Source organism: Parafrankia sp. BMG5.11 (genome assembly GCF_004337455.1).
Genome location: NZ_SJXI01000061.1, coordinates 103,071 through 128,648, shown reverse-complemented (window position 1 = coordinate 128,648; position 25,578 = coordinate 103,071). Strand labels below are relative to the sequence as shown.

Below are 25,578 nucleotides of genomic sequence, written 5' to 3'. Positions count from 1 at the left end.
CCCGCCGGCCCCGCCGGCCCCGGCCGGCTTCGCCACGGCACCGGCCGACCTCACTCCGGCACCGCGACCGATTGTGACGGCCTGATTCGCCGGACACGTGATCCCGCCGGAACAACCGGATTCGTTCCCGGCCGCCGGCGGTTTCCACGAGAACCCGTCCGCGCAGGTGAGAAACCCGTACTTCCCAGTTTCCCGCCCGCCACGCCGGACACAGCAGCGCCGATCTCGACGAAGAACGGTGACGGGCAGCGCGGAAGATCTCGCGCCGAATGTAACCAAACGTAGCGTGTTGACAAGTCTCCACCCGCAATCCAAACTCCTAATCGAGTTGGCGAGAAAAACATTTCACGGACGGCAATGAATCGACCGGCAATGGCAGCGGGGAAAAGTGGGACCCTGCCGCGGATCGGCCGGCACCTCTGTCCGCCAGTGGGCACCGCCGGCGGGCGGCGGGCGCCGCTGCGCGGATACGGGATTCCAGAGCCCCGCCCTGACTGGCGACGTGAGGACAGACCAGGTTGTTTCGGAACCACCAACGAAGACGGCCGCCGCGAGAAAAACAGATAACGGCGCTCCTGCGGAGCGCGCGGGGCGCGGGGCGCGGCGGTGACCTGCACCTGGCGGTCACGTTCCAGTCGAACGCGGGCCGGCTGGCGCGCGTACTCCACGCACAGTCCCCCGGGGACGTGCGCGGAGCCCAGCTGCTCGGTGGCGTCCTGTATGACCTGGCAGCCCTGCTGCATCGGGCCGGCAGTGACGGCGAGGCCATACGGGCACTCGATGACAGTGAGCGGGCGTACGCGACCCTCGCCGGGCGCGTACCGGCGGCGGGCGGGTGGATCTCCGACGTGTACGCCCGGCGCGCCGTCCTGCACGCCCAGCGGGGCTGCGGCGCGTCCGCGCTGGCGGATGCGCAGGCGGCGCTGCGCGCCCGCCACGTGCTCGACGGGGCCGACGGCCCCGATGAGGCCCGGACCCTCGCGCTCGGCAGCGACGTCCTCGGCGCGTTCGGGGACCCGGACATGGCGGTCGCGGCCGCCGACCGCGCCGTGCGCGGCTACCTGAGCTGTTTCGGCCCGGCCGGCGTGGCCGGCCCCGGCCTGCCCCGTACCTCCCCCCACGTGGGCTACCTGGCCCGGGCCTGCCGGGTGGCGGCCGTCATCCGGCAGGCCCGCGGGGCCGGCGAGGAGGGCCGGGCCGCCCGGTTGGCGGTCGCGGCCGCCAACCTCGGCGCCTCGGCGCCGGCGACCGTCCTGGAGCGGCGGTTCTCCTCACCGAACCCGCCGGATCTCGCCACCGGCCTGGAGGACGCGCTGCGCGTGGTGCCCCGCTGTGGTGGCGACGGCCGTCGCGCCGAGCTGCTGCGCGCGGCGCTGGTGCGCGCACGGGCCGACCGAACCGCCCTGACCTGGTACGAAGGCATCACCGTCGACGCACCCGAGACGACAGCGGGCACGGTGACCGGCGCCACGATGGGCATGGGGCCGCCCGGTGTCGGAGGGTTGCTGGCGCGGCTCGCCACGGCCGTCCTGCCCACCGACGCCGCGGCCGGGATGCGGCTGGCCCTGGAGGCACACCGCCTGCGCGCCGGCGCACCGGCGGCCCGCTCCGGCCGGGCGCACGCGGATGACGCGGCCTGGGCGGAAGTGCTGCTGACCGCCAGCAGGCAGGTCGCCGGCACCGGGGACACACTGTTCGCCCTGGATCTCGCCGCCTGGGCCGCCCGAGCCACGCAGGCCCCCGCGGACACCTGCCCGGCGGGTGCGATCGACGGTCTCGACGCGTGCGAGGGGGGACCACCTCGACACAGCTCCCGGCCGTCCGACATCCACTGCCGGCCGGATCTGGGTACCGGGGCCTGGGAGGCCCTGCCGTGCTAGCGGCGGCGCCTCGGGACGCGCCAAGGGCATCCATCCCGGTCAGATCACCCGATCGCCCTGGAGGACCGTTGAAGACAGCCGGAACGGACCAGGCCGGCGGGATCCCCCGGTTCCAGCTGCTCGGCCCGCTCGAGGTCCGAGACGGGCACGACCGCCCGATCCCGGTCTCCGCCGCGAAGCAACGCGGTGTGCTGGCCGCGCTGCTGGTCGACGCGGGCACCGTCGTCTCGACGGACCGATTAGCCGACCTGCTCTGGGACGGCTCGCCACCACCGTCCGCCAAGAAGACGCTGGAGAACTACCTCAGCCGGCTGCGCCGGCTGCTGGGGCCGGCGGTGGGTGGGCACCTCGTCACCCGTTCCCCCGGCTATGTGATCGAGCTCCGGGACGGGCTGGAGGTCGACCTGGTCATGCTGGCCGATCTCGCCGGACGGGCGCAGGAGGCCGCCGACCGGGCGGACTGGACCCGTGCCGGCCGCGACGCCCGCGAGGCGCTGGCGCTCTGGCGCGGCGACCCGTTCTGTGACGTGCCGGTGGAGCGGCTGCGGTGCGAACAGACACCGCACCTGGCCGAGGCCCGGTTGCGGCTGCGGGAGCTGGCCCTGACCGCCCAGGTGATGCTGGGCGATCACCACATCGCCCTGCCCGGTCTCCGGCGCCTCGTCGAGGAGACCAGAATCCGGGAGCACCCCTGGGAGCTGCTGATCAGCGCCCTGTACCGCTGCGGCCGCAAGGCCGAGGCGTTCGAGGCGTACCGCCGTGTCGGCAGGATCCTGCGGGATGAGCTCGGGGTGGATCCCGGCCGCGGGCTCCAGCGCCTGCACGGCCTGATGCTGGCCGACGACCCGCATCTCCTGCCCACGGCGGACGTCCACGCGCGCCTGCCCCCGCCGGGCACGCCCGGGACTCCGCCGGCCGACACCCTCCCGCCACCGGCCGACACCCTGTCGCCACCAGCCGGCACCCTTCCGCCACCGGCCCCGCCCGGGGCGTCCACCCGGCCCGGACCGCCCGTCCTGTCGGCCGTGGACGCCCCGGCAGCCGAGGTCCGCCAGGGCGTCGCCGCCCGCTACGGGAGCCTGCCGGCACCGCGCACGGCCACCGATCCGGACCCGGCGCGGGCGCTGCGCCTGCTCAGCGGATGGGACGGAGACGACCTGCCACTGGCGGCGGCGGGTGCCATGCTGCGCCGGCCGGTGGAGATCGTGCGGCGTGAGCTGGGCATCCTGACCGATCTGCGGCTTCTGGAGAGCCCCGCCCCGGGCCGGCACCGGCTGCCCCCCGCCGTGCGGGTGTTCGGGCGCACGGTGGCCCGGGCCCAGCACACCGACGCCGAGCGGCAGGGGGCCCTGGCCCGGCTCCTCGGGTGGTATCTGCAGACGGCGATCGCGGCCGAGGACGTGCTGCATCCCTACGGCCGTCGGCAGGTCCCGGGTACGGGCGTGGCCGAGTTCCCCCGCGAGGGCTTCGCCAGCTACGGGGACGCGTCGGCCTGGTTTTCGGCCGAGCACGCGAACCTCGTGACCGCGGTCCGGGTCGCCGCCTGCACGGCCGAGCACACCATCGCCTGGCAGTTGGCGGCCGGTCTGACCGGCTATCTCCATCTCAGCAAGCGCTGGACGGACTGGATCACAACCGCCCAGATCGGCCTCGTCTCCGCCAGGCACCTGGGCGAGCGGTCCGGCGAGGCCGCGCTCCTGCTGAGCGCCGGCCTCGCCTATCGCGACCTACGCCTGCTCGGCCGCTCCGTCGACCTGATCGAGAAGGCGACGGCGATCCGGCAGGAGACGGCGGACCCGTGGGGTGAGGCGTGCAGCCTGCTCGGCCTGGGCCAGGTGCACGGACCGGACCAGATGATCGTCCACCACCGCCGCGCGGAGAAGATCTTCACCGAGGCCGGGAACCTCTGGGGCTACGCCCTGACCCAGATCGAGCGGGGGCGGGCCCTGCGCAGGCTGCACCACCCCGAACGGGCGGTCGCCTGCCACCGCGGCAGCGCCGCCATCCTGGCGGACCTCGGTGACCTGTGGGGAGTGGGGCTGGCGCACCTCGGCCTGGCCGAGGACTACCTGGCCTACGGAAGCCACGAGGACGCGGCCACCTCGTGCCGCCGCTCGCTGGCGGTCTGCTGCGAGATCGGCGACCGTCACACCAGCGCGCGCGTCCTCGCCCTGCTGGGACAGATCTACCTCCAGCTCTCCGATCCGGCTGCCGCCCACCAGGCATGGAGCAGGGCGTTGCGGATCTTCGAAAATCTCGCCGACCCGCGCGCCACGCAGGTCCGGGTGGGCATGGCGAACCTCGACGCGGCGGTGGCGATGGCGTCCTGACCGCGGCTGGTCGGCGACGGGCGTCAGCGAAGGGCGGACGGCGGAGGGCATTCCGTGAACGGGCGGCCCGCCGATGTTCCGTGGGCGGAGACACGCACCGAAGTCCTACGGGAAACGGAAGGTCCGGGGGTGCAGCTGGGGGCGCAGCGGCAGCAGGAACGGGAAGGCGGTGCGCCGCTGCGGCCACTCGTCGCGCGGCCAGGTCCGCCAGGACGGCCAGGGCACCGCGTGTACCGGCCGCGGCGGGCCGAGGGCTGACGGCGGTTCCACCGCGGGCGGCAGCGGGGTCTCGGCCCAGTCGACCGTGAGGCTGCCGCAGAACGCGCACGGCGGACCGCCGCGAGGCGAGGGGACCGGGACCCCGTTGTACCGGTAGACCTCGACGAGGCCGCCGTCGTCGTCGAACCAGCGGGTGACACCGAACGAGCGCTCCCACGCACGGCCGCATCGCCGGCATCGGTAGAAGATCTCCACGTTCGCGTTCTCCACGTCCACCACAGGGTGTTCGACGCTCATGGACCGAGCCCTTCGTCCGCTTCGGTGGGGTCAGGCCTGCCCCCACCTCTGCCCGACAGGGGCGGAGTTAACCCGGGACGGGAGGTCGTCACCCAACTCGCCGCGCGGCGACCTGGGTGATCACACCGGAGGGCGGGCGTCTCCGCGCACTGGGCGGACCTCGTCAACCAGGCCCCAGTTCGCCGCGGTGGCGGCGTCCAGCGGCCAGCCGGTCAGCGACAGGAACGCGGCGCGCTCCCGACCGACCCGGCGCACGACGCTGGACGTCCCACCCGCGCCGGGCACCAGCCCCATCGCGAGCTCGGGCAGCCGGAGGGTGGTCGCCGGATCGGCGATCACCCTCCGGGCGAAGGCCGGGACCTCCACCCCGGCTCCCACGCAGGTCCCGTGCATGTACGCGGTGACCCGGCGCGCGCAGCGCAGCAGCGACAGCGGGATGCTGCGGGTGGTCCGCACCGCGTGGGCGCGGGCCGGGTCGGGCAGCGAGCCGAACTCGGTGAGGTCGCCGCCGCTGCAGAACGAGCGGCCGGCCCCCCGCAGCCGCACCTCGGTGACGGTCGGGTCGGCCCCGGCCAGGGCGAACGCGGTGGCGAGGCCGTCCCGCAGATCGCGGCTCACCGCGTTGTGCACGCGCGGCCGGTTCAGCACGACCCACAGCTCGTCGCCGTCCCGCTCGACGAGAACCGCCGGCTCCGTGGGCTGGCCGATGGGCTCGGCGCGCACCGGCGCGGTGGCGGCCCCGGCCTCGCGACGCTCCCGCGCGGCACGGTGCCCGGCGAGCCAGGCGGCGAACTCGGGGCCGCCTTGCAGCGTCGAGTAGGTGAACGACTCGGCGATCACGGCGTCGCGGACGTCGATCCCCGCCGAGTACCGCACCAGCTGGGTGAACGCCACGCAGGCGCCGGGGACGGCACGGGTCATGGCTGCGATCGCGCCGAGGGCGGCCGTGAACCCGTCGCCCGGCCGCAGCGGGCCGACCCACGGGGCGGGCGGCGTGGCCTCGCCGGTCAGCAGCACGTCGTAGCCGGCCGACTCGATGCCCGGGGGGAGATCGGCGAGATCCGGCGCGACACCCACCAGCACGCACGGCAGCCAGCGGGCGAGCTCGCCGACCTCGACCGCCAGCGGGCCGTGGGCGCGCACGGCCAGCAGCGGCCGTCCGGTGTGCGCGGCGAACATCTCGGGGTCGGCGCGCAGCAGGAGCAGCGCCTCCTCCGGCTCCAGGACATCGATCTCCGGGACAGCCACATCCGCGGCGGCGACATCCGGGGCAGCGACGCCGGGGACGATCGTCGTACTCCCCCGCCCGGTCGGGTGGGCCCCCGCCTGGTCCTGACGAACATCCACGGCGCCCACGTTAGGCCCGTCCCGTGCCGTCGTGCCGGGCACGGGCCCGCGCACCGTACTCTCGGGCTGCCGCTCCCCCGCGCCCCGAGGTGATCCCGTGCTGGTCAGACGCGCCGAGGCTGTCCTGGGCCGCGGTGGGCGGCCGGCGGGCGGGCTGGTGGACGTCCGGATCGGCGGCGGGGTCGTCACCGAGATCGGGCCGCCCGGGCAGCGCCTCGCCCGGCAGCGTGGCGAGGACGAGCTCGACGCCGTCGGCGGGGCCCTGCTCCCCGGCCTGCACGACCACCACATCCACCTGATGTCGCTGGCCGCGGCCGCGTCATCGGTCGTGCTGGGCCCGCCTGAGATCACCGGGCCACGGGATTTCGCGAACCGGCTGCGGACGGCCGCCGCCGCGGCGCGCGCCGGGACGGCCGGCGGCTGGCTCCGCGGGGTCGGCTACCATCCGGCCGTCGCCGGGGACCTCGACCGGGTGGCCCTGGACGCGCTCACCGGCGACGTCCCGGCCCGGGTGCAGCACCGGGGCGGCGCACTGTGGGTGCTCAACTCGGCCGGTCTGCGCGCGGTGGGCCTGGGCCCGGAGTCCTTTCTGGACGTCGAGGGCGTCGAACGGACGCCCGACGCGGTTCCCACGGGGCGGCTGTGGCGGCTCGACGGCTGGCTGGCCGGCAGGGTTCCGCGTGTTCCGGCCGATCTCGGCGCGGTGGGCCGGGCCGCCCTCGCCGTCGGTGTCACCGGCTTCACCGACGCCACCCCGCAACGGCGGCCCTCCGATGCCGCCGCGCTCGCCGACGCCGTCGCCTCGGGCACGCTGCCGCAGCGTCTGACGCTGATGCGGCCGTTGGACGGCGGACCAGCCCTCCCGGACGGGATCTCACCCGGCCCGGTGAAGATCATGCTGGATGACACGAACCTGCCACCGCCGGACGCGCTCGCCGAGCGTGTCCGGTGGGCGCACCGGGCCGGCGCCTCGGTGGCCGTGCACTGCGTGACCCGCGTCCAGCTCGTGGTGGCCCTCGCCGCGATCGGCGACGCGGGCCCGCCGCCGCCGGGCACCGCCGACCGGATCGAGCACGGCGCGGTCGTCCCGCCGGAGCTGGCCGCGCTGGTCGGCGCCGCCGGGCTCACCGTCGTCACCCAGCCGAACTTCGTCGCCGAGCGCGGGGACGCCTACCTCGCGGAGGTCGACCCGGACGACCTCGACTGGCTCTATCCCTGCCGGTCGCTGCTGGCCGCCGGGATCGCGGTAGCGGCCGGCACCGACGCACCCTTCGGTCATCCGGACCCGTGGCGGGCCATCCGGGCCGCCCGCGAGCGGCGCACGGCGTCCGGTCGGGTGCTCGGCGGCGGGGAGCGGGTCGACGGGCGGACCGCGCTCGACCTGTTCCTCGGCCGCCCCGGCGACCCGGCCCGCCCCCGCCGGCTCCACCCGGGTCTGCCCGCGGATCTGTGCCTGCTGCGAACACCGCTGGACGACGCGCTGGCCGACCCTGACGCCGCGCACGTCGCGGCCACGATCATCGACGGCGCGCTCGCGCACACGGCGCCTTAGGGTCCGTCACGGCACCCGGCCCGCATGCTCCGCCGGGCCACGTCTCCCGCCGGGCGTGTCGACTGCCGGGCCGGGTCCACCGCTGAACCGGGTCCTCTGCCGGGGCGCGTCAGCCAACCACAGACCGGGACTCCGCGCCGGGGAACCAGCTGCCAGGCCCTGACATGTTTTGACCCGAGGCAAATCGGCAGTCTTGCTCTCCCGCAACGATCGCCTCGCTAGGGTTATTTCGACGCAACTGCCCATGTTCGAGGGGGTTTGTGCGATGACGGACCCGGGCCGGCACGACCACCGGGCGGGCGGTCACCACCCACCGCGGATGAGCACATCCCGGCCGATCTGAGGGCCGAGCGCGTACCACAACGTCACGCCCGCGCGGCGGCGCGGCGGCGCGGCGGCGCGGCCGTCTCCGCCCGGCCCGGCCCGAGCCCGCCCGGCCCCGGCCGGCACCCGCGCACACAGCACCGGCAGCGATCCTCCGTCAGGCCGTGCGCGGTGCGTCGTTTCCTGACCCTGACCGTGAAAGGATCCATTTCTCCCATGTCGGTCACCGAGACTGTGCCTCAGGATCAGGACCAGGATCTTCCGTCCTTTCCTTTTCCGGACACCTTCAGCCCGCTCCCGTCGGGAACACTGGCCGAGATCGCCCGGCGCGCGCCCGCGATACGGGTTCGCTTCGGCCCCGGGCAGATCCCGATCTGGCTCATTGTCCGGCATGCCCCGGCCCGGGCGATGCTCAGCGACCCGCGCTTCTCCCGTACGAAGACGCTTGAGTTCCGGCCCCCGCTGACCGGGGCGCAGATTCCCGACCCGAACTCGCTGCTGTGGCTGGATCCGCCCGACCACACCCGTATCCGACGGCTGGTCTCCACCGGATTCGCCCACCGCCGCATCGAACAGCTCCGGCCGTGGGTCGCCGAGACCGCCCGCCGGCACGTCACCGCGATGACCGCCAAGGACGCCCCGGCCGACCTGCGCGCCGCCCTGGCCGCCGCGCTGCCGGTCGACGTCATCTGCCAGATCCTCGGCGTTCCGGAAATCGACCGGGAGAACGTCCGGACGTGGAGCGAGACGCTTTTCCGCTTCGCCACCAACCGGGAGGCCGCCGCCGCCGGGCAGAAGGCCCTGTACGGCTACATGGACAGCCTGGTGCGCGAACGGCAGGCCCAGCTCGCCGCGGGAGAGCCCGTGACGAAGCTGTTCGACGTCCTGATCACCACCCAGGACACCGACGACGGCCGGCTGAACGAGGTCGAGCTGCGTTCGCTGGCGCTGACGCTGCTCATCGGCGGGTTCGAGACGACCGCCGGCGTGATCACCAATGCGGTCACCACGCTGCTGACCGACCGGTCGCAGTGGGAGTCGCTGGTCGGCAACCCCGCGCTGCTACCGAACGCCGTCGAGGAGCTGCTGCGTTACCACCCGCTGTCGATGACCTTCCCCCGGGTCGCGACCGAGGACGTCGATCTCGGCGAGTTCACCGTGCGGGCCGGCGAGGTCGCGATCGCCCCGTTCGCCGCCACCAACCGGGACCCGGACCTCTACGACGACCCCGACCGGCTCGACCTCACCCGGGAGCCGGTGGCGAACCTGGCCTTCGGCCACGGGGCGCACCACTGCATCGGTGCGCACCTGGCCCGGGTCGAGCTGACCGAGGTGCTCTCCGCGCTGATCGACATCGTTCCCACCCTGCGCCTGGCGGTGCCGGTGTCGGAGCTGCGCTACGAGCTCGCCGCGCCGATCGGCCGTCCGGAGAAGCTACCCGTCGCCTGGTGACTCACCCGCCGGCGCGCCTGCCCACCCCGGCGTGGCCCGTCCGGCCACGTCGGGGTGGGCGCCGCGACCGGACGGGCTCCCTCGTCACGAGCGCAGACCTCAGGCCCGCCACGCACCCGTCGGCCCACCCGTCGGCGACCTCACGCCGAGGCCGAGGACGGAGCGCTGCTCGCGGGACCCTTGGTGGGATCACCGTTCGACGACCAGGCCGACCACATCCGCGCGTAGTGACCACCCGCGGTCACGAGCGCGTCGTGTGAGCCGCTCTCCACGACCCGGCCCCGGTCGAGGACGACGACCCGGTCGGCCGCCGCCGCCTGCGTCAACCGGTGGGCGACCAGCAGGACGGTGCGGCCACTCAGCGCCCGCTGTGCGGCGAGCTCCAGTCGCCTGGCCCCGGCGCTGCCCGCCTCGGCGGTGGCCTCGTCGAGGATGACGATCGGGGCGTCGACGAGGAGGATGCGCGCGAGCGCGAGCTCCTGGGCCTGCGTCGGGGTGAGCCGGTGGCCACCCTTCCCCACGACGGTCCGGATGCCGGACGGCAGCGCGGTGACCCACTCCAGCGCGCCCGCCCGCTCCAGCGCCCCCTCGAGGTCCGCTTCGGTGGCCTCCGGCCGGGCCAGCCGAAGATCCTCGATCAGCGGCCCGGCGAACACGTGGACCTCCTGGGTGATCAGGCCCACCGACCGGCGCAGCTCGTCCGGGCCGAAACGGTCGACCGGCTGGCCGCCGAGCCGCAGCTCACCGGACGCCGGCGGGTGGAGCCCGGCGACGAGCTTGGCCAGCGTGGTCTTGCCGGCGCCGCTGGCACCGACCACCGCCAGGCGTTCCCCGGCCGGCACGGCGAGGTCGACACCGTGCAGGACCTCATGGCCGGCCCCGTAGGCGAATCGGACGTCGCGCAGGTCGATCGACGGCTCGGTGAGGACCGTCTCCTCCCGCTGCTCCGGCAGCGGCACCCCGGCGACACCGACGAGACGGGACAGTGCCGCGCCCGCCTCCTGCACCATGTCGATCATCATCAGCACCATGTTGACCGGTTCGAACAGGCGGCTGAAGTAGAACGCCGCGGCCGTGGCCGCGCCGACCGTCACGGACCCGTCCCGGACCAGATAGAAGCCGGCGACCAGGACGGCCGCCACGCCGATGGCCTCGGACAGGTGCATCCGGCCCCAGAAGCGCGTCCGGAAGCGCATCGCCCGGAAGGAGCAGTCCATCGCCTCCTCCGACCGCCCCGCCATCAGCCGCAGGTGGTCGGGACCGAGCCGGAAGGCCCGGACGGTGTCCGCGCCGCCAACCGAGTCGAGCAGCTGCTGGGCACGGGCGCCCTCGGCCACCCGCTGGGCGGCGAACACCGGTCCCGATCGCCGCAGGTACCACCGCAGCGCGTAGAGGTCCGTCGGCACGGCCAGCAACGCGACGGCGGCGAAACGCCAGTCGATGACCGCCAGGCCCACCGCCGTCATCCACACCAGGAAGACGGACATGGCCAGCGTCGGCACGATGTTGCGGATCGCCGTCGTCACGACCTCGACGTCACCGCTGATCCGCGCCACGAGGTCGCCGGCGCCACTGCGCTCCACCGCGCCCGAGGGCAGGTGCAGCGCCCGCTCGACCACCTCCTCCCGTAACGTCGCCAGAACGGGCTCGGCGACGAACGCGATCAGCGTCCTGGTCAGCACCTGGAAGACGCCCGTGGCGACCGCGACGAGCACCAGGACCTGGACCGGCCAGACGATCGCCCCCCGGTCACCCTCGATCGCCGCGTCGATCACCCATCCGAGGGCCCGCGGCGTGACCAGCTGGACAGCCGCGCCGACCGCCAGCGCCAGGACCGTGAGCACCGCGAGATACCAGCGGGGCCGCAGCAGGCGGAGCGCGTACCGCCAGGTCTCGCCTGCTCCCGCCTTCGGGAGGAGACCGTCCTCGGGCTCCGGGCCCGCGGACGGGCCTGGGCGGCGCCTCATGCGAGCACCAGCTCGCGGTAGCGGGGGTGCGAGCCGACGAGCTCCTCGTGGGTCCCCTCGGTCGTGATCACGCCGCCGTCGAGCACCACGACACGGTCGCAGAACGACAGCACGGCGGGGCTCGAGGTCACGCAGACCGTGCTCGCGCCGTCGCGCAGCTGTCTGACGCCCTGCGTGATCTTCAGCTCGGTGAGCGAGTCCACCGCGGTCGTCGGCTCGTGCAGCACCAGCACGGGGACGTCCGCCGCCAGGGCCCGGGCAAGGGCGACCCGCTGGCGCTGACCGCCGGACAGCGACACCCCGCCGTGCAGGAGCCGGGTCCGCAGGCCCTCGCCGAGCACCTCCTCGAGGTCGTCGAGCCCCGCCGCCGCGACCACCGGGCCCAGCTCCGCCCCGGGCGCCGCGGAACGGATGTTGTCCGCCACCGTCCCCTCGAACAGCTCGGCGTCGTGCGGGGCCACCAGGACGACCGATCGGGTCTCGTCGGGGTACAGCTGCGCGACGGACTCACCGTCGAGCAGGACGGTTCCGGTCTCGGGGTCGGCGTCGCGGGCCAGGACCGCCAGCAGGGCCGCCGCCTCCTTCGGATCGGAGGCGACGATGCCGACGAACTCGCCCGCCGCCACCTCCAGGTCGAGACCGCGGATGGTGCCGGCCGAGAAGCCCTCGAAGCGGAGGCGCCCGGGGCCGGCCGCCGTGGCCTGGCGGGTGCCGCCGACCGCGTGGGGGGCGTCGAGGATCGCGGCGATGCGACCGGCCGAGGCCAGCGACTGCGCGCGCTGCGAACCGAAGCCGGTGATCCGGTTGAGGGGATCGACGAGGAACTGCGCCAGGCCGACCGCGGTGATCAGCGCGCCGATGCTGATCGACCCGCCGGCGGCCAGCCGCCCCGCCACCAGGGTCACGGCGGCGAGCAGACCACCGGCCAGCACGACGGCCACCGCCCGCACGGTCGACTCCGCGGCCGCCGAGCGCAGGGTCGCACCCAACGCCTCCCGGCTGGCCGACCGGTAACGCGCGACGGCGGGACGCTCACCACCGAAGCCCTTGAGGACCCGCAGGCCGGCGATCAGGTCCGCGGCCAGGCCGGTCGCCGCGGCCATCTTCGCGCGTTCCGCGGCGCTGCGGTGCTCCAGCGGCCGGCCGAGCACATGCGTGATCACCAGTAGCAGCACCGAGCCCGCGGTCACGAGGGCGGTGAGCGGCAGGGAGAACCGGACGAGGGCGACCACGGCCACGCCGACTCCCGCGAAACCGGAGATGGCCATCGCGGTGGCGTAGTTCAGCATGCCGACCTTCAGGGCGTCGCCGGTCGCCAGGGAGACGAGCTCGCCGGGCATCCGCTCGGCCCCGGCGGCGCCGCGTGGGTCGAGAACCCGTTCGGCCAGCAGCATCCGCAGGTCGTGACCGGCCCCCTGGGTCGCCCGCAGGTTCGCCCGGAAGCCCCACCTCATCGCGCAGGTCAACACCACGAAGAGCCCGAGGAGCGCCGCCAGCCACCACAGCATGGACGGGCCGTCCCCGGTCGCGACCGCGCGGTCGACGGCGAGGCCGATCGTGACCGGCACGAGTGCCTCGGCCACCTGGTGGCACGACAGGAAGAACGACGAGGCGCCGAGGTGGCGAAGCTGGCCCCTTCTCGCCCGGCGCAGGATCGACGCGGCCGTGTGGGTCTGACCGGTGGAATCAGGTGCCACCGCCGCGTTCACGGAGCGTTCCACCCGGCGCCATGAGTTCCTCGCACCGCGCGCGCGGGTTCTCTTTCCTCCCGCTGCCGGGCATACAGCCGGGACCGTTTGGTCGGCAGGTTCTTCCATAACAGGTCTGGCGGCTCGACCACGTTGCCGTCAATGCCCACCAGGACCGGATCGTCCCACTTAATTTTTGTCTCCTCGGCCGTCGGATCGGGAAGCCGTCGGCGCGCGCATCGAATCAACGGGAACTGTGATCGCACCTTTCGACTTCCCCATACTTGTACGCTTTGCAGCCGTGACCGTCTCTGCATCTACGGCCAGATAGCCAACACAAACGGCCAACATCAACACACGGATCCGGGCGCAGGCCGCCGACCTGCACATCCAGCGCGGCCGACGGCCAGACTGATCGCCTTCCGGCGCGCGACCGCGACCGGTAGACCACAGCAGGCCCCGTTTGTACACTCTCGACCATGACCGCCTCCGCACATTCCGCCAGGAGAGCGCCGGAAACGGCCAGAGCCAGCCTGGTCGATGTGCGCCGAGGGGGGCAGGCCCTCGGCGGCAGCTACCTGTACGAGGGCGAGCGGCTCGTCACCGGCTGGCACTCACACGACCTGCACCAGATCGAGTACGCGGTCGCGGGCGTGGTCGAGGTGGAAACCGCCACCGCGCACTACCTGCTGCCGCCGCAGCAGGCCGCGTGGATTCCCGCCGGCCTCGAGCACCAGGCCACCATGAACACGGCGGTGCGGACGGTGTCGGTGATGTTCGACCCGCGGCTCGTCCCGCATCCCGGAGACCGCGCCCGCATCCTCGCGGTGGCCCCACTCATCCGCGAAATGATGATCTACGCCCTGCGGTGGCCGATCGCCCGGGCGGAGCACGACCCGGTGGCCGACGGCTTCTTCCACACGCTCGGCCACCTCGTGTCCGAGGCACTCGACCACGAGGCGCCACTCAGCCTGCCGACCTCGACCGACCCGATCGTGTCGGCGGCCATGGCCTACACCCAGAACCATCTCGACTCGGTGACGGTCGGTGAGGTGAGCCGGGCCGTCGGCGTGTCCGAGCGGACGCTGCGCCGCCAGTTCCGCTCGACGCTCGGCCTGTCGTGGCGCAGCTACCTCCTCCAGGCCCGCCTGCTGCGCGCGATGGCGCTGTTCGCCGTGCCCGGGCAGTCGGTGCTGGAGGTCTCGACGGCCGTCGGCTTCGACAACGGCAGCGCGTTCGCCCGCGCGTTCTCCCAGTACTGCGGCGAGACGCCATCGTCCTACCAACGGCGGATAAGCACCGCGCCGCAACCATTGACCGTGTCCGGCACCGCGGCCGGGCAGCAGGCCTGACGCCGCGGCTCCGGCACGCCCGACGGCTCCGGCCAGCCGGGGCGAAACTGAAAAGCCGGCAGCGCCTCCCGCATTTCACCCGGCTGCCCGGGCGACCGAGATGACGGCTATTAACGCCTCTCGTGCGCCCTTTTCGATTCCCGATCGGGGAGCATCCCAGATGCCGCAGCCCATTCGGCGCCAGACATCCCAAGTGCGACCTTGAGTTCGCATTCCGGCGGCGCTTCAACGCCATCCGAAGCAGCTGGGGTAGCGTTCGCTGCGCGCCTTCAGGCGCGTCAGGAAAACGACCACCGAGAAGGGGATCCAAAGAAAATGATCCAGCAGCAGGAGCAGCGCCAGATCGAGCAGCAGCGGCGCCAGGTGGAGCAGCAGCTGCGCCAGAACTGGCGGCAGCTGCGCTACCGCATCCTCGACCAGTTCGGCCAGGTCAGCACGGCGGACCTCGACGCCGCCACCAACATCAACGACCTCGTCGCCCGTATCGCGGACAAGACGAACCACAGCGAGCGGTACGTCGAGAACCGCCTGCGCGAGCTGTCCGGTGTCGCGGCCAACCAGGGCGGCCTGTTCGTCTGAATGGACTGTCCAGCGCATCTCGGCGCTGGACAGCCGGGCGATCGGCAGCGCCAGCCGTCCGGCACCCCACGGTAGAGGAATGCCAGGCCGGCCAGGACTCGGCACATCCTGGGGGAACGTGACGTAAGCCGGCACCCCGCCCGAACTTCGATCGCTACTCGGCGCGTGCTCTCACTCCGCCGCGCCGAGTAGTGACCGAAACTCGAGAAGATCGTCCATCAGCTTGATGTTCTCCGGGGTCCTCGGGAGCTGACGCAGCTCCTCGAGGATCACGTCCGTTTCCTCCATGGTGGGAACATCATTGATCGACTCGACCAGCCTGACGATGTCCGTCATGGGAATACCACTCTCCCGCCGTTGTGACGCGGATGGGCCGACCCGGTACCACACCACCGGATGTCACGCAAACCAAGAGTCGCACACGGCGATTCACCGGAAGTTAAGCTCCGGGCTCCTTCCGTGTTAAATGCCCCTCTGGAACCGCTTCGGTACGGTGGGCTACATCTCGCCCGCAGTGCCAGAGCCGGTAGCGGCAAGGCCGCTACCGGTCCGCTGGCCGCGCGCTACCTGCGCCAGGGACCCTCGTCGCACCCGGTTCACCCGGCCGTGTGATCCGCGGCGGCGTCCCGGTAGCCAGCGCCGAGAGCCCGCGGCCCGAGCGGCCCGCGCCAGAGAAAGGCTCCAGTTCATGCCCATCGATGTGTCGCAGTACGCCGGCGTCTCCGCGACCGACTACCTGCTCGAGCTCGTCGACCTGTTCGAGAACTCGAACATCGGAATCATGGTCACGGGCTTCGACGGAACCGTGCGCCGGGCGAACCGGGCGCAACACCGGATCGCGGACTGGCCCGACGCCAGCTCGTCGCCCTCCGGGCTGTCGGCCAGGGCGCTCCTGGACGCCGCGACCTGGGACCGGCTCACGGCCACCGCGGCCGACGGGTACGCGCTCCACAACGTGCCGGTCACGGTCCGCCGGGCCGACGACTCGACCGCGGACTGCCTGCTCGACGTCAACGGCGAGCCGGACGGCGGCATGCTCCGCATCGTCACCCGGCCGGCGTTCCAGGCGTCCCTGCCGGGGCCCGACAGCACCGACGCGTCGGAGTGGCACCGCGAGTGGGACCAGGCCGACGTCACCCCGCTCATCGAGCCGCTCGACGAGGCGGGCGTCCAGTCGCTGACGAAGGAGCTCGACGATCTCTTCGAGCTCCTGCCCGTCCCCGTCCACGCGATGGCCCGCACCGCCGAGGTGCGGCGGACCAACCAGGTTCACCTGCGGTTGCTCGGCTGCGAGGACGAACCGGCGCGGTTCGTCGGCCAGAACCTCCTCCCGATCTTCGCGGTCGAGGCGGACCTGGTGGCGATGGGCGAGGCCATGACCGGCCAGAGTGGGATCGTCAACTTCCCGACCACGATCCGCCGGCTCGACGACTCACTCCTGCCGATGATCGTCTATTCGAGCATGGTGATGCGGGACGACGCCTTCGTCGGCACCCGCTGCTTCGTCTTCTTCGCCGACGCGTCGGACGCCCCCGACAGCGCACCGGCCGGCGAGCCTGCCTGAGAGCCGACCCGGCGGGGCCGATCAGTCGGGGCCCGTCAGGCGGGGTGGCCCGGTTCCATGTCGCGCACGTCCTGGAACCCCAGCTGGCGCAGCGGACCGTGGAACTCCCCCGCGACCGGATCGATCACGAACGCCGTGTGGTCACCGACCTCGACTGTGGTCATCACGGGACCGGCGAACCAGGCACGCGGACCCGCCAGCACCGGCATCCCGAACGGCCCACCCGACCAGCGACAGCGGGCGAACTTGTCGACCTCGTCGCCGGTGAGCTCGCCGAACAGCTCCGACAGCTCCCGGTCGGCGACGTCGAGGAGGTGCACGGCCAGGTGCGTCGCCCGCCGGGCCACGCCGAAGGTGTGGTTGCCGCGTGAGACGCAGACGAGGTAACGCGGCGGATCGATGCTGCACTGGGTGTGGAAGCCGACGAGGCAACCGCTGCGCTCACCGCCCGCCGCGGTGGTCACGATCGCCATCGGATAGCTGACGACGCTCACCGCCTCGTGAAACGCGCTCGGTTCGACCATGGATCGCCCAGCTCCTCTCCTGCCCAGGTACGGCATCCCCCGCCCAGGTGCGACGTTCCCCGCCCCGCACTGCCGGCCGCCGGGTCGGCCGGGTGCCTGGGACATTCCCAGAGATCAGCGCCTCACGCCCGTCCCGGCGGTCGCACGGCGCGCCCCGCCAGGCGCGCCCAGCGGCCGGGCCGCACCGGCTGCCTTCCGGACCCCGGGCCGGGCCAGCTCGACGACCGGGGCGTCCCGATCGGGATCTGGTTCTGAGCCGTCCGCGAGCACGTGGCGTACCGTCGGGAACACTGTGGGCGTCGAGAACACGCTGGGCTCCGACAAGGCGATCCGGGCCGGCACACCGCCACGGGCGGTGGTGATCGTGCACGACGTCACGGATGGGGCCGCCGTGGCCGAGATCGGCAGCGTCGGCGACCGACTGCGCCACCACGGCATCGACTTCACCCTCGTCACCTCCGGCTCACCGCCGCCCTCGCCGCGGTCGCTGGACCTGGTCGTGGTCATGGGCTCGGACAAGTCCGCCTACGACGACACCGTGCCCTGGCTGCCGTCCGAGCTCGCCTACCTGCGGGCCGCGGTCGAGGCCGGGACACCGGTGCTCGGGATCTGTTTCGGCGGCCAGTTGCTCGCCCGCGCCCTCGGCGCCGCCGTGCGGCAGGCGCCGCGCCCCGAGCTCGGCTGGCGCTCGGTGACGACAGCGGCGCCGGATCTCGTCCCCGCGGGCCCATGGCTCGAGTTCCACTTCGACACCTTCGACGTCCCGCCCGGCGCCGAGGAGATCGCCTGGACCGCGGACGCCCCGCAGGCGTTCCGCTCCGGGCCGCACCTGGCCGTCCAGTTCCATCCCGAGATCACGCCGGCCAGTTTCGAGGGGTGGGTCCGCGGGTGGCGGGAGCAGGGGCTCGAGCCGTGGCTGCGCGGTCACGGCGTCGACGCCGCCGCCCTGCGCGCCGAGATCGCCACCCGGGCCGACGAGGCGCGGCACCGCTCGGACGCCCTGTTCGACGCCTTCTGGACGAGCATCCGCACCACAGCCGGTTCCAGACGGCCCCGGGCGAAGTGAGCCAGCCGCGGTTGCCATCCGCCCGGGTGCCCGCCCGGCGGCCGGCGGCAGCGACGGCGACGCCGGTGGCCGCGACGGCGGTCGCAGCGGCGGCGGCACGGCCGATCACCCCGGTGCGGGCGACGCGGCGTGGTCGGCTCCCGCCCCGGCGACCCGCCCGCTCGGCGCGGACCGTCTCACGCCGCCGAGCCGGGCCGCGCCGTTCCCGACGGCGGGTGGTCCCGATCCCGATCCCGGCCGGAGTCTCCCGCCCGCTCCGGTCGCCGGCCGGGCCCGGCCGGTGTGGCGATCACCGGCGGCGCTGGTCGCCGCCATCGTCTCCGCCGTACTGGTGCTGGCCTTCAGCACCTCGGCGGGCGGCATTTACCTGATCAGTCCGAGCGGCGGCGACGTCCGCCAGGTCGCCGGCCCGGACATCTGGCACCCGGGCTGGTCCCCCAGGGCACACTCGTCTTCGTCAAGGACGACAGCGCCGGCGACTTCTCGCCGCCACCGGCCCGGTGCACGTGATGAACCTGGACGGGACCGGCGAACGGGCGCTGGGCGGACGAACGGCCAGCGGCGTGGTGCGGTGGGCGCAGTCGGCTCGGCAGTGACCGTCCGGGAGTTGTGGACCGCCGCCGGGCACAGGCCGCGACCGCGGCGGTGTTGGGAACCCGAATAGTGATCGCCGTCGGTATAGCAGCATTGTGCTGGGCCAGCAGCACAATGCCGAACGCGCGGCCTGTGTCAGGACGGAGCCCGGCGGCGCGCGGGAGCCGGGCTCCCGCGCGCCGCCGGAACGTGCCGACTCGCGCCGGCTCGAATTCGCCGCGGTTCAGAATCCGTCCGGCTCGGTGAAGGGGCCGTCCGGGCCGTAGGCGGCGACCTCGGTGAAGATGGTCGCGCGCATCGCCGGGTCCTGCAGCGGACGCAGCGGCGAGGTGGCCGGCTTGTGGTCCGCTCCACGTTCCCAGGTCACGAACTCGGCCATGCTCGCCCACTCGCTGACGACGGCGAACTTCGTCGGCTCGGCGGCGGAGCGCAGCAGGCGGTTCCCGAGCAGGCCGGGCGTGCCCACCAGCTTGGAGCTGATCTCGTGGTAGGCACGCTCGACCGCGCCCTGATCCTCGGCCGGGTCGACCGCCCACAGCATCACCCGCACCCGGCCACCGTCACCGGCCTCAGCCTCGACCGGGCCGGACGCGGGCGACCCGGCAACAGCCGACTCGCCAGTGGACGACTCGGCCACAGCCGGCTCCGCGGTCGCCGACTCCGCAACGGCCGGCTCCGCTGGAGCCGACTCCGCTGAGGCGGTCTCCTGCGGGTCGGTCTCCGGCGGGGCATCCGCCTTCTTCTTGCGGCGGATCACTCGGCCGCCGCGCCGACAAGGTGGGTGAGCACGGTCCCGGTGACCATCGAGCCGCTGGCCCGCAGGGGGTGGAGGATCTTGCGGTGCTCCAGGTGGCCGGGGCTCAGCTCGAACTCGCGGAACTTCGGCTCGTCCACCCAGTCGCTGATGATGTAGTACGTGCTCGGCTCGTCCTCGGAGCGGATCAGCCACTGGCCGAGGTTCGCCGGGTGGCTGGTCACGCCGTCCCCGATCCGCAGCCAGGTCTGCTCGAACTCCTGCTCGCGGCCCGGGTGGATGTGCATGGTCAGCATGATGCGGAACGGCTGGGGGTGGCCCATCAGATTCCTCCGTCGACCGTGAAGGTGGCGCCGTTGACGTAGCTGGACACGTCGCTGGCGAGGAACAGGACGACGGCGGCGACCTCGTTGGCCTCGCCGAGCCGGCCCAGCGGGATGCGGTTGGTGTACGCGGCGCGCGCCGCCGGGGGCATGCCGGCCGCCTGGTCGGTCTCGATGACGCCCGGCGAGACCAGGTTCACCCGGATGCCCTTGGAGCCGAGCTCCTTGGACAGCGAGCGGGTGAGGCCGATCAGGCCCGTCTTGGCCGCCGTGTAGTGGGCGCGCAGCGGCACGCCGACGAGCCCGGCGCCGGACCCGATGTTGACGACCGTCCCGGAGTCGCCGAGCAGCGGCAGCGCACCCTGGGTGACGAGGTGGGTCGCGGTCAGGTTGGTGGTCAGCACCTGCGTCCAGGCGTCCAGCGGCAGGTCGGCGTACGGGATGTGGCTGATCGTCCCGACGCTGTTCACGACGATGTCGAGGCTGCCGCCGAGGTGGGTGCCGGCCGCTGACAGCAGCTCGGTGATCTGCGCGGGGTCGGCGACGTCGGCCTGCACCAGCAGGTGGTCGTTGCCGGTGTCCTTGAGCTCGCGGCGCAGGCTTTCGGCGTCCTCGGTCTGGCGCTGGTGGCCGACCACGACGGTGGCGCCGGCCTGGGCGAGCCCGAGCACGACGGCCCGGCCGATACCGCGCGTGCCGCCGGTGACCAGGGCACGCTTGCCGGCCAGGTCTGGGAACATCAGTGATCCTCTCGAAAGGTGAGTCCGGAACGTTCCGGTGGCCTTGGCCACCCGGGATCCCCCGGCGCGCCGACGGCGTCGTCAGCGCACCGGAGAGGCAGGTCAGTCGGTGTCGACCGCCCGCAGGACGAGCGAGCTGTTGAACCCGCCGTGGCCGCGCGCGTTGACCAGCGCGACCCGGACCCGGCCCTCGCGCGGCGAGCGCACCAGGTCGAGGCCGTGGGCGGGGTCGGGCTCGTCGAGGTTGCCCACGGCGGGGATCACCCCGTCGCGGATCGACAGCAGCGCGGTCGCCGCGGCGAGGGCGGAGCCGCCGGCGCACAGCCGTCCGATGAGCCCCTGCGGGGCGGTGACGGGCACCGCTCCGGCGCCGAAGACGGCCCGGATGGCCTCCGCCTCCAGCGCGTCGAGGTCCGGTGAGCCGGCGCCGTCGGCGAACACGACGTCGACGTCGGCGGGGGTGAGCTCCGCGTCGGCGAGCGCGCGACGCATCGCCGCGGCCAGCCAGCGCGAGTCCGCCGGCGCCTGCTCGTGGTGCGCGCCGTCGTGGGTGGCCGCGTAGCCGGCGATCTCGCCGTAGACGCGGGCGCCGCGGCGGGCCGCGGCAGCCGGGTCCTCGACGAGCAGGGTCGCCCCACCCTCACCGGGCAGGTAACCGTTGGCGCGGACGTCGAACGGCTTGTAGCCGTCCGCGGGGCTCGCCGCGGAGCTGACCCGGCCGCTGCTGAGGTGGCAGGTCAGCGCGTACGGCGTCAGCCCGCACTCGGCGCCGCCGGCGAGCACCGTGGGGGTGCCGCGCCGGATGGTGCGCCGGGCCTGGGCGAGGCTGTCGACGCCGCCGGCGCCGTCGGAGACGAGGACGCCCGACGGGCCCTTGAGCCCGTGCCGGATCGAGGTCTGGCCGGTCGTCGCCGCGTAGAACCAGGCGATCGACTGGTAGACACTGACCGCGGTGCGCCCGCGCGTCCACAGCCGGGACAGCTCCCGCTGGCCGAAGTCGTTGCCCCCCGAGCCGCTACCGAAGACCACCGACGTCTCGTACGGGTCGTGCTCGGCCGGGTCGTAGGCGGCGTCGGCCAGCGCCAGCTTGGACGCGGCCATGCCCATCCAGGTCCAGCGGTCGGTCTGCACGAGGTAGCGGTGGTCGACGAACTCCTCGGCGACGAAGTCGGGGACCTCGCCGGCGATCCGGGTGTCGTAGCGGCTCGCGTCGAACCGGGTGATCGGCGCGACGCGCAGCTCGCCGCGCAGCGTCGAGGCCCAGTAGGCGTCGAGGCCCACCCCGCTGGGCGCGATGACCCCGAGCCCGGTGATGACCGGCCGCACCGGGCCCGCGGCCCGGCCGGCCGTACCGGCCGGCGCGGTGTCCAGGACGGTCATGCCCGGTCCGCCGAGGCCAGGACGATGGCCGACTGGAACCCGCCGAACCCGCTGCCGACCGACAGTGCCGCGTCCACCGTGTGGTCGCGGGCGGTGTTCGGGACGTAGTCCAGGTCGCACTCGGGGTCGCGGGTCGACCAGTTCGCCGTCGGCGGCACCACGTTGTGCTCGATCGCCAGGGCGCAGGCCGCGAGCTCGATGGAGCCGATCGCGCCGAGGGAGTGGCCGACCATCGACTTGATCGAGCTGACCGGCACCTCGTGGGCGTGGGCGCCCAGCGACCGCTTGAAAGCGGCCGTCTCGTGCCGGTCGTTCTGCTTCGTCCCCGACCCGTGGGCGTTGACGTAGTCGACGGCGGACGGGTCGAGCCGCGCCTGGTCCAGGGCGATGCGGATGGCCTCGGCCATCTCGACGCCGTCCGGGCGCAGGCCGGTCATGTGGAAGGCGTTGGACCGCGAGGCGTACCCGCCGACCTCACAGTAGATGTGCGCGCCACGGGCCCGGGCCGACTCCAGCTCCTCGAGGATCAGCACGGCGCTGCCCTCTCCCATCACGAAGCCGTCGCGGCTGGCGTCGAACGGCCGCGAGGCGTGCTCGGGGTCGTCGTTGCGGGCCGAGGTGGCGCGGATGGCGTCGAAGCAGGCGATGGAGATCGGCGAGAGCGGCGCGTCGGAGGCGCCGGCGATCACGATGTCCGCCTCGCCGTCGACGATGAGCTGGTGGCCGTAGCCGACCGCGTCGATGCCGGAGGTGCACCCGGTGGAGACCACGAACGACGGGCCGTGCGCGCCGAAGCGGCAGGCGATCTCGGTGGCCAGGCAGCTCGGCACGAGCGCGTGGTAGAGGAACGAGCTCGCGTAGCGCGGGTCGACCTCCCAGTGCTTCCCGCCGTCGCTGACGACCACGTACTCGTTCTCGAGCCGGGTGGTCGCCCCGACGGCGCTGCCCATGCTCACCCCGACGACCGGCCCGTCGCCCGGCTCGCGTTCGGTGCCGCCGACACCGAGGCCGAGGTCCAGCCCGCTGTCGGCCACCGCCTCCGCGGCCGCGGCCAGCGCGAACTGCACGAACCGGTCGTTGCGCGCGATCTCCTGGCGGGTGAGGCCGGCGGCGAGCGGGTCGAAGTCGCATTCGGCCGCGACCTGTGACCGGAACGGCGACGGGTCGAAGAAGGACAGCCGGCGGGTGGCGGTGCGGCCGTCTGTGAGCAGGGTCCAGAACTCTTTGCGGTTCGAGCCACCGGGGGCGACGACGCCGACCCCGGTCACCGCGGTGCGGCGCGGACCCCCGTCCCGTGACGCCGGCCCGTGAGCGTCGTCCGGCCGCGACCGCTGCGTGGGTTTGTTCACTGCTGCGACTGCTCGGGTAGCGGCTCGGTGTCCACGTGCCCCAGGTCGGGCCGCGGCGCGAGCGGGCTGAGGTGGAAGACGAGGAAGGCCACCTCGTCGCCGGTGTTCACGATCCGGTGCCGCATGCCGATCGGGATGAGCAGGCCGTGCTCGGCGGGCAGCGCGGTGTGCTCGCCGTCGAGGCGGGCGGTGACCGCGCCGCTGACGCAGTAGAGGAACTCCTCGGAGTAGGGGTGCCAGTGCTCGGTCACCACTTCTTCGGGCTGCAGGGTGAGGGTGCCCAGGAACCCGGACTTGGCGCCGACGGTCGCCGGGGACAGCAGCGTGCGGATGTCACCGCCGCGGCGCCGGTTGGCCGGCACGTCGTGGATCGAGAGGACCTTGGGGACCGTCAGGGGCGCGGGGGTTGCGATGCTCACCGTTATCTCCTCAGACCTGCTCGGGAACCTGGACCTGGTCGGCCGCCGGCGCGGCGGCGCGGGCCGCCGCCTCGACCTTGCCGCGGATGGCCGCCTGCTCGCGCGGTGTGTTCGTGTTGATCCGCTCGGTCATCTGCTCGGTCGTCACCGGCGCCGTCGGGCGCATCTTGAAGTCCTGCACCCAGCGCATCCGGGTGCCGGTGCCCTCGGGCAGGTACGTCCACTCGATGTGCATGTACTCGAAGGGCCCCGTCTCCACCCGGTAGGCGCGGACCTTGTGGTTCACCGGGTCGAGGGTGCGCTCGGACACCCAGCTCCAGGACGTCCCGTTCTCGTCCGGGTGCATCGTCAGCCGAAACTTGAAGGTGTTCTCGGCCTTCTCGAGGATCTCGACCGAGGCGTACTCGGTGAACAGCGACGGCCAGGACTCCAGGTCGTTCGTCATGGACCAGACGAGGTCGATGTCGGCATCGATGAAGATCGAGTTGTCGGTGTGCCCGCTCATGTGTTTCTCCGGTTCGCTCACTGGAGGGGAATGGTCTCGGCCTGGAGTCTCAGGCGACCTCGGACTGCAGGAGCGCGCTGTTCACCGTGGTGAGGATGTCGGCGAGGGTGTATCCCTCCGGCGCCTCGTTCGGCAGGTCGACACCGAACCGCTCCTGTACCTCGGCCTGGAGCTGCAGGTAGGCGAGCGAGTCCAGACCGATGTCGGTGAACGTCACGCCGAGTTCGGTCGGACGGTCCTCCGGCGGCAGGCCGGCCTGCTCCACGAGGAAGTCGAGAAGCTCGTCGGCGGTCCACTGCAGGGGCATCTGCGTTCCCTTCTCACCATTCCCGCGTCCGCGGGATACGGTTGTGACATCAATCTCTGAAACTCGGGCAGCCTGAAAGCTCGAAAGACAGCGCTCCGGAGACCGGGCGGCCTGAACCCAGGGCACCCGAAACCACGGTGACCTGCGTTCGGGGGGCTGGGAGCGGACGGCCGGCGGACCGCCGGCCGCGGGCGCGCGGACCCGGCCCGGACAGCGGCGTCCGAGGCTCGGGCAGGGCGGCCTGCGGGCATGGCGGGGCCACCAGCCGCGCGGGGCGGATGGCTGCGGCGCATGCGACGAAGGTCGGGACGGCCCGTTCGTCCTGCGGCGGCCGGCCGCGCGGAGGCGGAGCCCCGGGGCCGGCGCGGAACCTGGTCCCGCGCCGGCGCGGGCTCAGGGACCGCTCTGATCGGCCACCCAGGTGTAGAAGCTGTCGGCCATCGCGTCCCGGGGGCCGCGCCAGGTCTGCGGGTCGTACGCCGCGATGTACTTCTCGAGCTTGCTGTTCACGTCGACGAACAGCGGGTGCTCCCGAACCGGCGGCAGCGTGCCGTTGATGTCCGCCCGGCTCTCGATGAGATGGAAGTACAGCCCGTGGAAACGGAAAAGGTCGCGCCGGGCGACGCCGACGAGATGTGGAAGCTCGCCGGCGTCCGACTCCGCGAAGACGTCGGCGACCGCACCGGCGTCTTCGGGGTTCATCCGGGCGACAATCAGCGTCCGCTGGCTGGTCGTGCGTTGGTTCGGAACCGAGCCGGATTCCGTCGGCACTCGATCTCCTCTTTCGGAGTCACGATGAACAGGCTGCGCCGCGCGTGTTCGAACACGGCCGACCGCTACCGAAGGGCCGGATCGACCCGAAGGCACCGGCCATATCGGATGCGCTCGGCACCGACACGCGCAAGTGACCGGTCTCACGCGTTCGCCGGTCGGCGAAGCCACCTGGCCGGTTCCTGCTGTGGTGGTCCGCGCCAGTTATACGTAATTCCGGTTGCTCATCGGAATCATGCGGCCCATCGGAACTTCTGTCCGGCATTCCGGGTGGCAGGAAGTTGCCCTGACCATC

Annotated in this window: 25 protein-coding genes; 8 read left to right on the top strand and 17 right to left on the bottom strand. The window is 73.1% G+C overall.

Annotated elements, in window-relative coordinates:
- The first annotated feature begins 518 nt into the window (after positions 1 to 518).
- Positions 519 to 1,880 carry a hypothetical protein gene (locus E0504_RS35475; RefSeq protein ID WP_112106589.1) on the top strand — a complete coding sequence of 454 codons (1,362 nt, stop codon included), beginning with the start codon at positions 519 to 521 and terminating at the stop codon, positions 1,878 to 1,880.
- Positions 1,881 to 1,948: 68 nt separating this feature from the next.
- Entirely contained in the window at positions 1,949 to 4,210 is a 2,262-nt protein-coding gene (locus E0504_RS35470) for a BTAD domain-containing putative transcriptional regulator (protein ID WP_131626686.1), read from the top strand.
- A gap of 105 nt (positions 4,211 to 4,315) precedes the next feature.
- Here E0504_RS35470 and E0504_RS35465 read toward each other — a convergent pair whose 3' ends face one another.
- Positions 4,316 to 4,726, bottom strand: a complete 411-nt coding sequence (locus E0504_RS35465) for a hypothetical protein (RefSeq protein ID WP_112106587.1) — start codon at positions 4,724 to 4,726, stop codon at positions 4,316 to 4,318.
- Between the two features lie 120 nt (positions 4,727 to 4,846).
- Positions 4,847 to 6,073, bottom strand: a complete 1,227-nt coding sequence (locus tag E0504_RS35460) for an enoyl-CoA hydratase/isomerase family protein (RefSeq protein WP_235014038.1) — start codon at positions 6,071 to 6,073, stop codon at positions 4,847 to 4,849.
- Positions 6,074 to 6,170: 97 nt separating this feature from the next.
- Here E0504_RS35460 and E0504_RS35455 point away from each other — a divergent pair, with 97 nt between their 5' ends.
- Both E0504_RS35455 and E0504_RS35450 read left to right on the top strand, forming a co-directional pair.
- Positions 6,171 to 7,625, top strand: a complete 1,455-nt coding sequence (locus tag E0504_RS35455) for an amidohydrolase family protein (protein ID WP_131626685.1) — start codon at positions 6,171 to 6,173, stop codon at positions 7,623 to 7,625.
- A 540-nt stretch (positions 7,626 to 8,165) separates the two neighbouring features.
- On the top strand, positions 8,166 to 9,401 hold the full coding sequence (locus E0504_RS35450; RefSeq protein WP_071066872.1) for a cytochrome P450: 1,236 nt from the start codon (positions 8,166 to 8,168) through the stop codon (positions 9,399 to 9,401).
- A 140-nt stretch (positions 9,402 to 9,541) separates the two neighbouring features.
- Here E0504_RS35450 and E0504_RS35445 read toward each other — a convergent pair whose 3' ends face one another.
- From E0504_RS35445 to E0504_RS35435, 3 genes are read right to left on the bottom strand one after another with little or no spacing between them, the layout of a single operon-like run.
- A complete protein-coding gene (locus E0504_RS35445; protein ID WP_071066871.1) occupies positions 9,542 to 11,368 on the bottom strand; it encodes an ABC transporter ATP-binding protein in 1,827 nt (608 codons plus the stop codon).
- Positions 11,365 to 13,077 (bottom strand): ABC transporter ATP-binding protein, encoded by a 1,713-nt coding sequence (locus E0504_RS35440; RefSeq protein WP_112105103.1) that lies wholly within the window; start codon positions 13,075 to 13,077, stop codon positions 11,365 to 11,367. The genes E0504_RS35445 and E0504_RS35440 overlap by 4 nt, the downstream gene beginning before the upstream one ends.
- On the bottom strand, positions 13,074 to 13,322 hold the full coding sequence (locus E0504_RS35435) for a hypothetical protein (protein ID WP_131626684.1): 249 nt from the start codon (positions 13,320 to 13,322) through the stop codon (positions 13,074 to 13,076). The genes E0504_RS35440 and E0504_RS35435 overlap by 4 nt, the downstream gene beginning before the upstream one ends.
- Positions 13,323 to 13,535: 213 nt before the next feature.
- Here E0504_RS35435 and E0504_RS35430 point away from each other — a divergent pair, with 213 nt between their 5' ends.
- Together E0504_RS35430 and E0504_RS35425 are read left to right on the top strand one after the other, a co-directional pair.
- Positions 13,536 to 14,408, top strand: coding sequence for a helix-turn-helix transcriptional regulator (locus tag E0504_RS35430; protein ID WP_071066870.1), 873 nt, complete (start codon positions 13,536 to 13,538; stop codon positions 14,406 to 14,408).
- Positions 14,409 to 14,723: 315 nt separating this feature from the next.
- Complete coding sequence (locus E0504_RS35425; RefSeq protein ID WP_071066869.1) at positions 14,724 to 14,987, top strand: hypothetical protein; 264 nt, start codon at positions 14,724 to 14,726, stop codon at positions 14,985 to 14,987.
- Positions 14,988 to 15,158: 171 nt separating this feature from the next.
- Here E0504_RS35425 and E0504_RS50700 read toward each other — a convergent pair whose 3' ends face one another.
- Entirely contained in the window at positions 15,159 to 15,323 is a 165-nt protein-coding gene (locus E0504_RS50700; protein ID WP_165938707.1) for a hypothetical protein, read from the bottom strand.
- 352 nt (positions 15,324 to 15,675) lie between these two features.
- Here E0504_RS50700 and E0504_RS35420 point away from each other — a divergent pair, with 352 nt between their 5' ends.
- Positions 15,676 to 16,551 carry a hypothetical protein gene (locus tag E0504_RS35420; protein ID WP_235013704.1) on the top strand — a complete coding sequence of 292 codons (876 nt, stop codon included), beginning with the start codon at positions 15,676 to 15,678 and terminating at the stop codon, positions 16,549 to 16,551.
- Between the two features lie 35 nt (positions 16,552 to 16,586).
- Here E0504_RS35420 and E0504_RS35415 read toward each other — a convergent pair whose 3' ends face one another.
- A complete protein-coding gene (locus tag E0504_RS35415) occupies positions 16,587 to 17,075 on the bottom strand; it encodes a flavin reductase family protein (RefSeq protein WP_112105100.1) in 489 nt (162 codons plus the stop codon).
- A gap of 292 nt (positions 17,076 to 17,367) precedes the next feature.
- On the opposite strand from E0504_RS35415, the gene E0504_RS35405 reads away from it, so the two are divergent.
- Positions 17,368 to 18,141: a type 1 glutamine amidotransferase gene (locus E0504_RS35405; protein ID WP_112105099.1), complete on the top strand. Its 774-nt coding sequence runs from the start codon at positions 17,368 to 17,370 to the stop codon at positions 18,139 to 18,141.
- 105 nt (positions 18,142 to 18,246) lie between these two features.
- On the opposite strand, the gene E0504_RS35400 is transcribed toward E0504_RS35405, so the two are convergent.
- The 10 genes from E0504_RS35400 to E0504_RS35355 all read right to left on the bottom strand — a co-directional run bounded on the left by E0504_RS35400 (position 18,247) and on the right by E0504_RS35355 (position 25,283).
- A complete protein-coding gene (locus tag E0504_RS35400; protein ID WP_112105930.1) occupies positions 18,247 to 18,504 on the bottom strand; it encodes a hypothetical protein in 258 nt (85 codons plus the stop codon).
- Between the two features lie 454 nt (positions 18,505 to 18,958).
- Entirely contained in the window at positions 18,959 to 19,276 is a 318-nt protein-coding gene (locus E0504_RS35395) for an antibiotic biosynthesis monooxygenase (RefSeq protein ID WP_041255782.1), read from the bottom strand.
- A 212-nt stretch (positions 19,277 to 19,488) separates the two neighbouring features.
- Positions 19,489 to 19,812 carry an antibiotic biosynthesis monooxygenase gene (locus tag E0504_RS35390; protein WP_018505692.1) on the bottom strand — a complete coding sequence of 108 codons (324 nt, stop codon included), beginning with the start codon at positions 19,810 to 19,812 and terminating at the stop codon, positions 19,489 to 19,491.
- A complete protein-coding gene (locus E0504_RS35385; RefSeq protein ID WP_071066858.1) occupies positions 19,812 to 20,552 on the bottom strand; it encodes an SDR family NAD(P)-dependent oxidoreductase in 741 nt (246 codons plus the stop codon). Before E0504_RS35385 ends, E0504_RS35390 begins: the two co-directional genes overlap by 1 nt.
- A gap of 102 nt (positions 20,553 to 20,654) precedes the next feature.
- Positions 20,655 to 21,932 (bottom strand): beta-ketoacyl synthase N-terminal-like domain-containing protein, encoded by a 1,278-nt coding sequence (locus tag E0504_RS35380; RefSeq protein ID WP_112105929.1) that lies wholly within the window; start codon positions 21,930 to 21,932, stop codon positions 20,655 to 20,657.
- Positions 21,929 to 23,200: a beta-ketoacyl synthase gene (locus tag E0504_RS35375; protein WP_112105928.1), complete on the bottom strand. Its 1,272-nt coding sequence runs from the start codon at positions 23,198 to 23,200 to the stop codon at positions 21,929 to 21,931. Before E0504_RS35375 ends, E0504_RS35380 begins: the two co-directional genes overlap by 4 nt.
- Before the next feature lie 77 nt (positions 23,201 to 23,277).
- Positions 23,278 to 23,700, bottom strand: a complete 423-nt coding sequence (locus E0504_RS35370; RefSeq protein ID WP_018505688.1) for a cupin domain-containing protein — start codon at positions 23,698 to 23,700, stop codon at positions 23,278 to 23,280.
- A 10-nt stretch (positions 23,701 to 23,710) separates the two neighbouring features.
- Entirely contained in the window at positions 23,711 to 24,205 is a 495-nt protein-coding gene (locus E0504_RS35365) for an SRPBCC family protein (protein WP_071066856.1), read from the bottom strand.
- A gap of 49 nt (positions 24,206 to 24,254) precedes the next feature.
- Positions 24,255 to 24,512, bottom strand: a complete 258-nt coding sequence (locus E0504_RS35360; RefSeq protein WP_071066855.1) for an acyl carrier protein — start codon at positions 24,510 to 24,512, stop codon at positions 24,255 to 24,257.
- A 393-nt stretch (positions 24,513 to 24,905) separates the two neighbouring features.
- Positions 24,906 to 25,283 carry a TcmI family type II polyketide cyclase gene (locus tag E0504_RS35355; protein WP_018505685.1) on the bottom strand — a complete coding sequence of 126 codons (378 nt, stop codon included), beginning with the start codon at positions 25,281 to 25,283 and terminating at the stop codon, positions 24,906 to 24,908.
- Positions 25,284 to 25,578 lie beyond the last annotated feature (295 nt).